The organism is Mesorhizobium sp. M0019, from assembly GCF_040323975.1.
In the GTDB taxonomy this organism is placed as follows: domain Bacteria; phylum Pseudomonadota; class Alphaproteobacteria; order Rhizobiales; family Rhizobiaceae; genus Mesorhizobium.
Genome location: NZ_JAMYVK010000008.1, coordinates 158291 through 170875 on the forward strand (window position 1 = coordinate 158291; position 12585 = coordinate 170875).

12 protein-coding genes and 2 pseudogenes are annotated in these 12585 nt (G+C 62.8%); 9 read left to right on the forward strand and 5 right to left on the reverse strand.

The features are described from left to right. Nucleotide 1 precedes the first annotated feature (1 nt). From NKK47_RS09040 to NKK47_RS09050, 3 genes are all read right to left on the reverse strand, one after another. On the reverse strand, nt 2-535 hold the full coding sequence (locus NKK47_RS09040) for a tripartite tricarboxylate transporter TctB family protein (protein ID WP_352576249.1): 534 nt from the start codon (nt 533-535) through the stop codon (nt 2-4). Between the two features lie 158 nt (nt 536-693). Next, the gene (locus NKK47_RS09045) at nt 694-1671 is read right to left on the reverse strand and encodes a Bug family tripartite tricarboxylate transporter substrate binding protein (protein WP_352576226.1); all 978 of its coding nucleotides are present in this window, start codon (nt 1669-1671) and stop codon (nt 694-696) included. A 207-nt stretch (nt 1672-1878) separates the two neighbouring features. Continuing rightward, nucleotides 1879-2418, reverse strand: coding sequence for a GNAT family N-acetyltransferase (locus tag NKK47_RS09050; RefSeq protein WP_352576228.1), 540 nt, complete (start codon nt 2416-2418; stop codon nt 1879-1881). 225 nt (nt 2419-2643) lie between these two features. On the opposite strand from NKK47_RS09050, the gene NKK47_RS09055 reads away from it, so the two are divergent. The 4 genes and pseudogenes from NKK47_RS09055 to NKK47_RS09070 all read left to right on the forward strand — a co-directional run bounded on the left by NKK47_RS09055 (nt 2644) and on the right by NKK47_RS09070 (nt 6329). Further along, nucleotides 2644-3099 (forward strand): DUF2214 family protein, encoded by a 456-nt coding sequence (locus NKK47_RS09055; protein ID WP_352576230.1) that lies wholly within the window; start codon nt 2644-2646, stop codon nt 3097-3099. A 185-nt stretch (nt 3100-3284) separates the two neighbouring features. Further along, a pseudogene (locus NKK47_RS09060) lies at nt 3285-4261 on the forward strand (tripartite tricarboxylate transporter substrate-binding protein). Between the two features lie 79 nt (nt 4262-4340). Continuing rightward, nucleotides 4341-4808, forward strand: coding sequence for a tripartite tricarboxylate transporter TctB family protein (locus NKK47_RS09065; protein WP_292663247.1), 468 nt, complete (start codon nt 4341-4343; stop codon nt 4806-4808). A 9-nt stretch (nt 4809-4817) separates the two neighbouring features. Continuing rightward, nucleotides 4818-6329 (forward strand): tripartite tricarboxylate transporter permease, encoded by a 1512-nt coding sequence (locus NKK47_RS09070; RefSeq protein WP_352576232.1) that lies wholly within the window; start codon nt 4818-4820, stop codon nt 6327-6329. 34 nt (nt 6330-6363) lie between these two features. Here the strand turns inward: NKK47_RS09070 and nth are convergent, their stop codons facing one another. Further along, on the reverse strand, nt 6364-7185 hold the full coding sequence (gene nth / locus NKK47_RS09075) for an endonuclease III (protein ID WP_352576234.1): 822 nt from the start codon (nt 7183-7185) through the stop codon (nt 6364-6366). Between the two features lie 22 nt (nt 7186-7207). Here nth and NKK47_RS09080 point away from each other — a divergent pair, with 22 nt between their 5' ends. After that, nucleotides 7208-7702 (forward strand): DUF2244 domain-containing protein, encoded by a 495-nt coding sequence (locus NKK47_RS09080; RefSeq protein ID WP_023675281.1) that lies wholly within the window; start codon nt 7208-7210, stop codon nt 7700-7702. A gap of 9 nt (nt 7703-7711) precedes the next feature. On the opposite strand, the gene NKK47_RS09085 is transcribed toward NKK47_RS09080, so the two are convergent. Continuing rightward, nucleotides 7712-8479: a class I SAM-dependent methyltransferase gene (locus tag NKK47_RS09085; protein ID WP_352576236.1), complete on the reverse strand. Its 768-nt coding sequence runs from the start codon at nt 8477-8479 to the stop codon at nt 7712-7714. A 162-nt stretch (nt 8480-8641) separates the two neighbouring features. Here NKK47_RS09085 and NKK47_RS09090 point away from each other — a divergent pair, with 162 nt between their 5' ends. From NKK47_RS09090 to NKK47_RS09105, 4 genes and pseudogenes are all read left to right on the forward strand, one after another. After that, nucleotides 8642-9535, forward strand: a complete 894-nt coding sequence (locus NKK47_RS09090) for a methylated-DNA--[protein]-cysteine S-methyltransferase (protein WP_352453988.1) — start codon at nt 8642-8644, stop codon at nt 9533-9535. Nucleotides 9536-9651: 116 nt separating this feature from the next. After that, nucleotides 9652-10560 (forward strand): ribokinase, encoded by a 909-nt coding sequence (locus tag NKK47_RS09095; protein WP_352576238.1) that lies wholly within the window; start codon nt 9652-9654, stop codon nt 10558-10560. A gap of 6 nt (nt 10561-10566) precedes the next feature. Continuing rightward, nucleotides 10567-12027 (forward strand): amidase, encoded by a 1461-nt coding sequence (locus tag NKK47_RS09100; protein WP_352576240.1) that lies wholly within the window; start codon nt 10567-10569, stop codon nt 12025-12027. A 103-nt stretch (nt 12028-12130) separates the two neighbouring features. Continuing rightward, a pseudogene (locus tag NKK47_RS09105) lies at nt 12131-12505 on the forward strand (LysE family translocator); the annotation flags it as partial. Nucleotides 12506-12585: the final 80 nt, after the last annotated feature.

Here is a 12585-nt window from a genome sequence, read left to right on the forward strand (position 1 = left end):
GTCAGCCCCTCAGCATGGCAACGATCGAATCGACGGTCGCGTTCAGCTGGTTTTCGATGAAGCCGGCACCGATATTGACGCCAAGCGCCCTGGCAAAGCCGAAATAGGCGGCCAGCGCCAGGATCAGCCCGAGCAGCACGTCACGCAGCGGACGCCGGCTGCCGAAACCGTGGCAGATGAGAACGAACATGATGACAGATGCCGCGGTAAAGCCGAGCGGCTGGATCAGCACCAGGTTGGCGATCAGTCCGAGGGCGGCGATGCCCATCGCCTTCCAGTCGGTCGGCGTCTCCTTTTCGTCCTCCGGCTGCCAGCCGCCCCGCAAGGCGGCAATGATGAGCAGCAGCGACAGGATCACCATCCCGGTCATGGTGATGTAGGGAAAGACGGTCGGACCGACCTTGGAATAGAGCGGCGACACCGGGATTGCCAGCGTCTGCCAGGCAACCGCACCGGCACAGGCGAGGAGCCCGACGCCGATCAGCAGTTCGGGTACTGCAAGGCGCGGCGGCGCCGGCTGGTCGCTGGTGCTCATCATCGTCCTCCCAATGTCGGTCCCTTGGGGCCGGTTCTCCTTGGACCGGTCTCACTCGGCCGATCTCGGCGTAGTTTCACCTCCGGCGCCGCGTATGTCCATGCGGCTGGCGAAAGTCGGCAAGGGTTGGCGCAGGCTGCCGCCCCTTGCCGAGAGCATCACGCTAGGCCGAGGTCCTTGAGGATCGTCCCGATGCGGGCCGTGTCTTCTGCGACGAATTTCGCATAATCGTCACCGGTGAGCAGGATCTGCGTCCAGTTGCGGTTCTTGCATTCGGTGGCCCAGGCGTCGCTCTTGGCCATGGTCTCGATCAGCTTGATCATTGCTGCCTTGTCGGCGTCCGAGACGCCGGGCGGTGCGAAGACGCCACGCCAGTTGAACAGCTCGACATCTATGCCGGCTTCCTTCATCGTCGGCGCATCGATCCCCTCCTGGCGTTTGTCCGCGGAGATGGCCAGCAGCCGCAGCGCACCCGCCTTGACCTGTTCGGCGAACTCGCCATAGCCGGAGATGCCGGCCGCGACCTGGTTGCCGAGCAGCGCCGAAAGCGCCTCGCCGCCGCCGGCGAACGGCACATAGGAAAGATTGGTGGCCGGAACACCAACGGTCTTGGCGATGAGGCCGAACAATATATGGTCCGAGCCGCCGGCCGAACCGCCAGCAACCGGAACCTGCGTCGGGTCAGCCTTGAGAGCAGCGACAAAGTCCGCGGCCGTCTTGAACGGCGAGGCGGCCGGCACCACAAGCGCCTCGAACTCGCCAGTAAGGCGGGCGATTGGCGTGACCTCGGTAAGGTTGTTAGCCGCCTTGTTGGCGATGATCGCGCCGACCATGACCATGCCAGCCACCATCAGCGCATTGCCCTTGCCCTTCCACTGATTGACGAATTGCGGCAGGCCGACAGTACCGCCGGCGCCGCCGACATTGGTGATCTGCGAGCCAGAGATCAGTTTTTCACTGCGCAGCACCTGGTCCATGGCGCGCGCCGTCTGGTCCCAGCCGCCGCCTGGCGCCGCCGGCACGAAAATCTGCAGCTGCGGCGCGTCCTGCGCGAAGGCGGGGATAAAATGCGATTGCGCGAGTCCGGCAGCACCTGCTGCCGCGGTGCTCATCAAGAATCGGCGTCTGTTCAGCATGGGATTCCTCCAAATCGCGACACCTCCTCCGCTGCCTGCCAGAAACGTGGCCTGACTTCAGACCCGCTCGATAAAATTCATGCAGAGTTTGCGTCCTCCTGTCAAAGACAGAACACGCCGCATGCGGCACAATCGGCCTGCGCGATTTTCAGGCTGGCGGACCGGACGCCCGAAGACGACGTGGCAGGCAGTGCCAAACAGGATCCGTCAGGGTTGCCGCTCCAGCAGGATGGTCGGCTTGCCTTGGTAGACGGTTCGCAGCACTTCGCCATAACCGCATTTTGCCGCGACGTTCAGCGAGCCGGTGTTTTCCGGATCGATGATGCAGACGGTCTTCGCGGCTGCAAATGCCTCATCGCCCCAGGCAAGCACCCGTGCGACGACTTCGCTGGCCAACCCCTGGCCATGCACGCCCGAAACCAGAGCCCAGCCGGCCTCCGGAATGCCCTCGATCGACGGCGTCATGTCGCGTTTCAGATCGTGAAAGCCGGCCTCGCCGATGAAGCGGCCGGTCGCCTTTTCCTCGATCGCCCAGAAGCCGTAGCCCAGAAGCGACCACAGGCCGGCATGGCGCAGGAAACGCATCCAGCTTTCCTCCCGCGTGCGCGGCTTGCCGCCGATAAAACGGGTGACGACGGGATCGGCCCACATTGCGACATAGGCGTCGAAATCGTCCAGCCGGTGCGGCCGCAGGACCGTGCGAGAGGTCTCAATCACTGGGGCGACAATTGTATGCGGACTGGCCATGGTCATGTCTCGGTTGTGTTGCCGGTGCCTAATGCAGGTCATCCAACGGTTAGGACAGCGACATGCATGAGACGGGGAATCAAAATCCGTTGCGTAAAACAAGAGCCAAGGCTGTGTAGATTATCTTCCAGGCTGATGTGAATCCTGCCAAGCAGTGTTATTTTTCGCCAGTATTGGTTCACGTGCGTTCGGTTTCGGCGCTGCCGTCCGACAGAGGGGAACAGCATGGACACCACCGACCTTGTGCTTGCCATCTTCCATCATCTGCTGGTGTTTTCGCTGGCAGGCATCATCGGCGCCGAGTTCGTCCTGATCCGCAGCGACTTGTCCGCCGCGACGCTGAAGCGGCTTGTCGGCATCGATCGCCACTACGGCATCATTGCCGTGCTGATCATCGTCGCCGGCATCGGCCGCGTCGTCTATGGTCTGAAAGGCTGGGAATTCTACGTTTACAATTGGATGTTCTGGGCAAAGATGGCCGCTTTCGCAATTGTCGGCCTGTTGTCGATTATCCCGACCGCCCGATTCCTGTCCTGGAACAGGCAGGCGAGCGCCAGTTCCGGCTTCCAGGTGCCTGCGGCGGAGCTAGCGTCCGTTCGCACCTATGTCCGCACCGCGGCCTTCATCTTCCTCTTGATCCCGGTGTTCGCGGCGGCGATGGCGCGCGGCTATGGCTACTAGCATAGGTTGGAGGAAGGGCATCGCACGGCCCAACCTTTCCACTCATTTGCGCGGATAGACGTGCAGTTTGCCGTTTGAGCCCGATTGTCATTTGTCGGGTTGCGCTAGTTATTGCTCCATCTACAGTCAGTTTTGAGAGGAACTCCACGCAGCGGTTGGTAATTCGTATCATGGGAGGAATCACGATGAGAAAATTCGTCGCCGCGCTGGCTGTCGCTGCGGCCGCCATGCTTTACCCACCGGCCGCTGGCGCGCAGACCTACCCCGAACGCACCATCACCATTGTCGTGCCGTTTTCGGCCGGCGGCCCTACTGACACCGTCACGCGTCTTGTCGCGGAAGCCATGTCGAAGGACCTCGGCCAGCAGGTCATCGTCGAGAATGTCGGCGGCGCCGGCGGCACACTGGCGCGGGCCGCGTCGCAAATGCCGAGCCTGACGGCTACACGCTGCTCCTCCATCACATCGGCATGGCGACAAGTGCTACGCTCTACAGAAAGCTCGCCTACGACACGCTGAACGCATTCGAATATGTCGGCCTCGTCACCGAGGTGCCGATGACCATCGTCGGCCGCAAGAACCTCGAGCCGACCGATCTGAAGGGGCTGGTCGACTACGCCAAGGCCAACAAGGACAGCATCACCGTTGCCAATGCCGGGATCGGTGCCGCCTCGCATCTGTGCGGCATGCTGTTTATGAGCGCCATCGGCACGCCGCTGGTCACCGTACCCTATAAGGGCACCGGCCCGGCCATGACCGATCTTCTCGGCGGCCAGGTCGACATCATGTGCGACCAGACGACCAATACCACCAAGCAGATCCAGGGCGGCACGATCAAGGCTTATGCCGTAACCTCGCCGCAACGGCTAGACGTGCTGCCGGACGTGCCGACGACGATAGAGGCCGGTCTTCCCCAGGTGCAGGTCGGCATCTGGCACGGCATCTATGCACCCAAGGGCACGCCGGCCGAGATCACCGAACGCCTGTCGAAATCTCTGCAGGTGGCGCTGAAGGACCAGAACGTCATCGCCCGATTTGCCGAACTCGGCACCAAGCCGTCGCCCGAGGCCGATGCCACGCCGGCCGCGCTCAAGGCCAAGCTGGAAAGTGAGATTGCGCGCTGGAAGCCGATCATCGAAGCGGCCGGCCAGTACGCCGACTAAAGGTTTTTAACGGGGCGCCGCCAGCGCCCCGTTTTTACACCGGCATCGGCACGCCCGTGAGGCGGGCCGGGAGGACGCCATGAAACCTTTCGCAATCGACAGAACCAACGGCATATGCGCCGCGCTGTTGATCTTTATTGGCGCCTTTTTCGCGCTGCAGTCGCTGGGCCTCGAAATCGGCACCGCCTTTCGCATGGGGCCGGGCTATTTCCCGCTGGTGCTGGCAATTGTGCTGATCTTGCTTGGCGCCGCCATCCTCGTCCAAGCGGTGCGTTTCGAGAGCGAGCCGATCGGTTACATTGCGTGGCGCGGCATGCTGTTCATCCTGCCTGCTCCGATCTTCTTCGGCCTGACGGTGCGCGGCCTCGGCTTCATCCCGTCGATCTTCCTGACGGCGCTGATCGCATCTTTCGGTAGCGGCCGTATGAAGCCGCTGACTGCACTCGTGCTGTCAGCCGGCCTGACGCTGTTCGCATTCGTCGTCTTCAGCTACGCACTCGGCCTGCCGTTTCGGCGTTTCGGCCCGTGGTTGCCACTGTCGTTGTGAGGAGATGAAATGGAACTCCTCAACAACCTCGCACTCGGCTTTTCGACAGCCACATCTTTGGCAAACCTCGGTTTCTGCCTGATCGGCGTCCTTCTCGGCACGCTGATTGGCGTCCTGCCCGGCATCGGTGCCACCGCAACCATCGCCATGCTGTTGCCGATCACCTTCCAGATCGGCGACCCGGTTTCCTCTCTCATCATGCTCGCCGGTATCTATTACGGCGCGCAGTATGGCGGCTCGACCACCGCCATTCTCATCAACATGCCCGGCGAATCCTCGTCGGCCGTCACCGCAATCGATGGCTATCAGATGGCCAGGAACGGCCGCGCCGGAGCAGCCCTGGCGACCGCGGCGATAGGCTCGTTCTTTGCCGGCACGGTGTCGACCTTCCTCGTCGCCATCTTCGCCCCACCGCTGACTGCGATAGCGCTGAGATTCGGCGCGCCCGAGTATTTTTCGCTGATGATCGTCGGCCTGGTCTCGTCCGTCGCGCTCGCCCACGGCTCGATCGTCAAGGCACTGGCCATGGTCGTGCTCGGCCTGCGGCTGGGACTTGTCGGCACCGATATTTACACTGGTACGCCCCGCTTCACGCTCGGCATCCGCGAATATGCCGACGGGCTGAATTTCGTCGCAGTGGCGGTCGGTGTCTTCGGCGTCGCCGAGATACTGCGCAACCTCGAAAACGAGCATGAGCGTTCCGTGCTGATCCGAAAGATCTCCGGCCTTATGCCGACCCGCGAAGATTTTCGGCGCATGGCGGCTCCCATCGTGCGCGGAACGATCATCGGTTCGGCGCTCGGCATCCTGCCGGGAGGCGGCGCGATCCTTGCCGCCTTTGCCTCCTACACCGTCGAAAAACGTGTCTCGAAAAATCCCGGGGAATTCGGCAAGGGCGCCATCGAAGGCGTCGCCGGACCGGAATCGGCCAACAATGCCGGCGCCCAAACCTCCTTCATCCCGATGCTGACGCTCGGCATTCCGGCCAACCCGGTAATGGCGCTGATGATCGGCGCGATGATCATCCAGGGCATCGTGCCCGGCCCCAATGTCGCCATCGAACAGCCTGCACTGTTTTGGGGTATCATCACCTCGATGTGGATCGGCAATCTGATGCTGATCATCTTGAACCTGCCGCTGATCGGGCTTTGGGTGAAACTTCTTACCATCCCCTACTATGTGCTCTTCCCGATCATCATGGCGTTCTGCTCGATCGGCGTTTACAGCGTCAACACCAACGTCTACGACCTCTATGCCGTCGCCTTCTTCGGCTTGCTTGGCTACCTCCTGACCAAGCTGCGCTGCGAACCTGCGCCGCTGCTGCTCGGCTTCGTGCTCGGCCCGCTGCTCGAGGAAAACCTACGCCGCGCCATGATCCTCTCGCGCGGCGATCCGAGCACCTTCGTGACGCGGCCGATCAGCGCCGGCCTGCTCCTCATCGCGCTTGCCGTGCTCGTCATCGTGTTTCTCCCCGCGGTCAGGAAGAAGCGCGAGGAGGTGTTCGTCGAGGAGAGTTCCTGAATGTGGACGGCGCCACATACGAGGAACTTCAGAGTCACTTGCCGGGCACTGACTCAGTAGCCGCTTCTACTGGCCCGAGCGGCGCGATCTCGACCAGCGGTGCAGGCACGCTGGTCGTCTTTTCCTTGGCCTTGCAGATATCGGCGATGACGCAGGCCGGGCAATCCGGCTTGCGCGCCTTGCAGACATAGCGGCCGTGCAGGATCAGCCAATGATGCGCGTGCCGCATATATTCATCCGGAATGATCTTCAGGAAACCTTGCTCGACCTGTTCCGGCTTCTTGCCCGGCGCCAGGCCGAGCCTGTTACCGATGCGGAAGATGTGCGTGTCGACCGCCATCGTATGCTGGCCGAATGCCACGTTGAGCACGACGTTGGCGGTCTTGCGGCCGACACCCGGCAGCTCGACCAGTTGATCGCGATCCTCAGGCACCTCGCCGCCATGGTCGCGGATCAGCGCCTCCGACAGCGCGATGACGTTCTTGGCCTTGTTGCGCCATAGCCCGATGGTGCGGATATGGTCGCCGAGCTTGGCCTCGCCTAGCGCCAGCATCTTTTGCGGCGTGTCGGCGATTTTGAACAGCGCCCGCGTCGCCTTGTTGACGCCGGCGTCCGTCGCCTGAGCCGAAAGCACCACCGCCACCAACAGCGTGAAGGCGTTGATATGTTCGAGCTCGCCCCTCGGTTCCGGCCGCTGAACGGAAAAGCGCCGGAAAATCTCATGCACCTCGGCCGCGCTGTAAAGCGCCCGCGATCTCGCCGGCCGCGGACGCGGCTTGACGTTCGAGCCGTCGCGGCGGCCGGGCAACAGGTCTTTTTTTAGCGCAGAAGAGTTTTTGGGCTTGGGGCTTGTCATTGCCTTCCTATAATATTCCCCAATGAGCGACACAAACGCCTCATTTCAGGCCGACGAGCCATTTTTCCAGGCGCTGCTGACACCGCACCGGTCGCTGGGCAAGACCGGCTTTGCCATCCTGATGGGCGCCCTGCTGTTCGGCTGGCTGGTGACCGGAGCTTTTTTTCTGTCGCGCGGCGCCTGGCCGGTGTTCGGCTTCTTCGGCCTCGACGTGATCGCCGTCTACATCGCCTTCCGCGCCAATTATCGTGCCGCCCGGGCTCGCGAGGAGGTATCGGTGTCGCGCACCAGCCTCGACATCCGCAAGACTGCCCCGTCAGGCAAATCGGAAGCACACCGCTTCAATCCGTTCTGGGCGCGCTTTTCGATCGCCCGCCACGCCGAGATCGGCATCACCAGAATGGCGGTCGAGGCGCAAGGAAAAACCGTCTCGATCGGCGGCTTCCTCAACCCTGCCGACCGCGAAAGTTTTGCCACCGCATTTTCGCGCGCTCTGGCAGCCGCCAAGGCGCGCTGAGCCAGCGTTTCAGAACCGATAGCGCAACAGCCTGCCGATCTTGCGCAATGCTGGAATGTATTTCCAAAGGCGAACGAACAGTTTCGCGAACCAGCGCATGCGAGCGGCATGTTCCGGCTTATAGGCAGGGATGTCCTCGACGAACCGCAGCTTCGGAACGGCTCGCTCCAATTCATGCGGGTTCTCGATGCTCCAGTGGACCTCGGCGCCGGTGGCGCGGAAGGAGGAATTGAGGCGAATGATCTTCAGTCCCAGGCGACTATAGGCATCGAAAACCAGTTCGCCGCTCGAAAGATGTCCCACCAAACGAGAAAACAGTTGCTGCCCCTCCTCGGCACCCAGGTAGGGAGTCAGGCCTTCCGCCACGACTATGGCCGGGCGATCCCGAGGTACTTTGTTCAGCCATCCAGGTTCGGTGACCGACGAAGCGATCAGATGGTAGTGATCCCGCACTGGATAGAGCTTGCGCCTGAGATCGATGACTTCGGGATAGTCGACGTCGAACCAGTCCACGCCGGCTGGCGGGTCGATACGGAATATGCGCGTATCGAGCCCACACCCGAGATGCAGTACGATGGCGTCAGGATTTCGGGCGAGAAAGTCCTGAACGCAGACGTCCAGCGTCTTTGCCCTGATTGCTAGACCGATGCCGAGATTGTTGTCGACCTTGAGCCGTGAGAAATCATAATCGATGTTGCGCACCGCCTCGTCGGCAAAGTAGTCCCTGAGCAGCGAATTGGGCAGCCGGCTCTCCAGCGCCTTGCCGTAAAGTGTCAAAAGCAAAGTCTCCTTTGCCCCGGTCAAGTTTACTTTTTCACCAGCCACGACCGTCCTTCCCATTCAAAGCCGACTCTATCTGGGTACATGCTGCGGGAAAGCAAGTTTCGGGTGGTGATCGGCGCCGCGAAGGACGATATTCGCACTCAAGGAGATACTGCCATGAACGCCCAAATGCCTCTCAAAACGACAGCAATCCTTCAGAAAGACATCACGCCTGAAGGTGGAGACTACGAAATCGTCCGTCGTGCCATCGAAAAGATCAGCCTCGACTATCGCGACCAGCCTTCGTTGGAAGTGCTGGCCGAGGAGGTCGGCGAGACGCCGACCGGGCTGCAGAAGCTGTTCACCCGCTGGGCCGGCCTGTCGCCCAAGGCTTTTCTGCAGGCCGTCACCCTCGATCATGCGCGCAAGCTGCTCGATGCCGGCATGCCGCTGCTTGAAACCTCGTTCGAACTCGGCATGTCCGGCCCAGGCCGGCTGCACGATCTGTTCGTCACCCACGAAGCGATGTCGCCGGGCGATTACAAGACCCGCGGCGCAGGGCTCACCATCCGCTACGGCTATCATATCTCACCTTTCGGCATCGCGCTGATCATGGTGACGGACCGCGGCCTTGCCGGCCTCGCCTTCAACGATCCCGGCGGCGAGCGTGCGGCCTTTGCCGACATGTCCAGCCGCTGGCCGAATGCGACCTATGTCGAGGACATGGCGGCGACGGCGCCCTATGCCGCGCGCATCTTCGATCCGTCGCTGTGGCGCGCCGACCAGCCGCTGCGCGTCGTCATGATCGGCACAGACTTCCAGGTCCGTGTCTGGGAGGCCTTGCTGCGTATTCCGATGGGCCAGGCCTGCACCTATTCCTCGATCGCCGCGCGCATCGGCGCACCGAGTGCCAGCCGGGCTGTCGGTGCCGCGGTCGGTGCCAATCCGATGTCCTTCGTCGTGCCGTGCCACCGGGCTCTCGGCAAGTCCGGCGCACTCACCGGCTACCATTGGGGCCTGACCCGCAAACGCGCCATCCTCGGCTGGGAGGCGGGACAGGTCTCTTCTTGAATAGCCAACGAATGGAACGACACGAGCGATGCAAGGACCGCTAGGGTGACAAGCAGCGATCTTACGGAGTAGCTTCCCGCGCAATTAGAGTGGTATGCGCTAGCGGGAGGCACTTCTTGATCGTCGTCATCGGCTCCATCAATCTCGATCTCATCGCAAGTGTCGACCGCTTGCCCGGTCCCGGCGAGACCGTGCGCGGCTCCGGTTTCGCTACTGCCCCCGGCGGCAAGGGCGCCAACCAGGCGCTGGCCGCCGCCCGCGCCGGCGCCAAGGTGCGCATGGTCGGCGCGGTCGGCAAGGACAGCTTCGCCAGCGACGCTCTGGCGCTGCTGCGCGACGGCAAGATCGACCTGTCCGGCGTCGGCGAGACCTTTGCCTCGACCGGTACCGCGTTGATCATGGTCGGCGCCGACGGCGAGAACGTGATCGCCGTTGTGCCGGGCGCCAATGATTCGGTCGTGCCGGGTGACCTTTCCAAGGCTTTCGTAAAAAACGGCGACGTCGTGCTGCTGCAACTGGAGATCCCGCTGCAGACCGTCGAGGCAGCACTCGACGCGGCAAGGACAGCCGCCGCGATGACCGTGCTCAACACCGCACCTTTCCATGGCGACGCGGCCGGCTTCCTCGGCAAGGCCGACTATCTCGTCGCCAACGAAACCGAGTTCGACCTCTATGGCGAGGCGCTGTCGTTGAATGGCCGCGACCGCCCGGCACGGATGCGCGACTATGCCGCGAGAACCGGCCGCACCATCGTCGTCACGCTTGGCTCGGACGGCGTTCTGGCGGCAACGCCGGACGATCTCCTGATGGTTCCGGCGCTGAAGATCACCCCGCTCGACACGGTCGCTGCCGGCGACACGTTCTGCGGCTATTTTGCAGCCGGGCTGGCAGCCGGCCTGCCGCTCGACCAGGCGCTTGCCCGCGCTGCCGCAGCCGGTTCGCTGGCCTGCCTGAAAGCCGGTGCACAGCCGGCCATCCCGCTGGCCAGGGACGTCGATGCCGCCCTGCAGAAATCTACAGGCTGAAGCCGGATGACAGCGATGCGCCCGACGACCAAGCATGCGGTGCCGCCCGCCGGCGACATCTGCCGCCTGTCTGCCGTGGAGCTTGCCGGGAAGATCAGGCGCCGGCAGCTTTCGGTGCGCGAAGTGGTCGCGGCATGCCTCGACAGGATCGAGGCGGTGAACCCGCTGGTCAACGCTATCGTTTCATTGCGTGAGCGTGCCGACATCCTGCGCGAGGCCGACAGCGCTGACGCCCATCTGGCGCGAGGAGGAGATACCGGATCGCTGTTCGGCCTGCCGATCGCGATTAAGGATCTTTCGCTGACAAACGGCCTGAGAACCACCTTCGGCTCGCCGATCTTCGCCGATTTTGTGCCTGAGGAAGACGACTTCTTCGTCGAGCGCGTCCGCAAGGCCGGCGCGATCATCATCGGCAAGACCAACGTTCCCGAATTCGGGCTCGGCTCCAACACCTACAACACCGTGTTCGGACAGACGCTCAACGCATTTGACCCGGCGCTGACCGCCGGCGGCTCGAGCGGCGGTGCGGCGGTCGCGCTGGCGCTCGACATGGTTCCCGTTGCCGATGGCAGCGATTTTGGCGGTTCCCTGCGCAATCCCGCTGCCTACAACAATGTCTATGGCTTCCGCCCGTCGCAGGGATTGGTGCCGGCTGGCCCTGACCTTGATGTGTTTCATGCGCAGATGGGCGTCGAAGGGCCGATGGGGCGTAACGTGCGGGACATGGCGCTGCTGCTCGACGTTCAGGCCGGCTATCATCCTCGCGCGCCGCTGTCGCATGATAAGCCAGGCTCGTTCCTCGAAGGGCTGGAAGCACCGGCGGCCGGCTGGCGCATCGCCTGGCTCGGCGATCTTAACGGCCATCTGCCGGTTGAAGCAGGCATTCTACAGCTTTGCGAGGCAGCACTCGGCCGGTTCGCGGATGTATCCTTCGAGGCCGAGCTGCTGATGCCGGAATTCGACTTCGAAGCGCTGTGGCAAGCCTTTGTAACGCTTCGCCAGGCGAGCAGCGGTTGTGCACTCAAGGCGCATTACGACGATCTCCTGAAACGAAGTCTGCTGAAGCCGGAGGCCGTTTGGGAGGTGGAACATGCACTGCGCCTCACCGCGCCGCAGATCCATGCCGCCACGGTGAGGCGCTCGTCCTGGCACCGAATACTGCTATCGCTCTTCGAGCGTTTCGACCTGATTGCGCTGCCAGCCGCACAGGTCTTTCCCTTCGATGTCGTCACCCACTGGCCAAGGGAAGTGGCCGGGCGTGCCATGGACAGCTATCACCGCTGGATGCAGGTCTCAGCGCTCGCCGCGATGGGCGGCTGCCCGGCGGTCAACGTACCGGCGGGCTTCGACGCCAGGGGCCGGCCAATGGGCATGCAATTGATCGGGCGGCCGCGCGGTGACCTCTCCGTGCTGAGGGCGGCTGCCGCCTATGAGGCAACGCTGCCATGGCAGGCCGGCGCCTGCTGAAATCAGCTCCGCATTGTCGGCGCCTCGCCGACTTGCACGCAACTCATCGTCATGCATTGATCGCGACAGCGCGCCGCACGCGCGGCATCTGTGGAGGGAAAAAATGTCGCTGGAACTCTACGCCACCTATGTCGTCGCCTGCATCGTCATCATCCTGGTGCCGGGGCCGACGGTGACGCTGATCATTGCCAACAGCATCCGCCACGGCTCGCGCGCCGGGCTCGCCAATGTCGCCGGCACCCAGGCCGGGCTGGCCATCATGATCGCCATTGTCGGCATCGGGCTGACCTCACTGATCGCCGGCATGGGACACTGGTTCGAATGGGTCCGGCTGATCGGCGCCGCTTACCTGATCTGGATGGGCGTGCAGATGTTCCGCTCGAAAGGCAAGCTTAACGCCGACGGATCGGCAAAAAAGCCGCGTGGCGGCTTCTTTTTGCAGGGGCTGCTGGTGGCGATCAGCAATCCAAAGACGCTAGAGCGGCGGACTTTCATGTGAGTCCATACCCTGCGGCTGCGAAGTAATTTCTGCATTCTATTGGAGAGAAGAGATTGCAG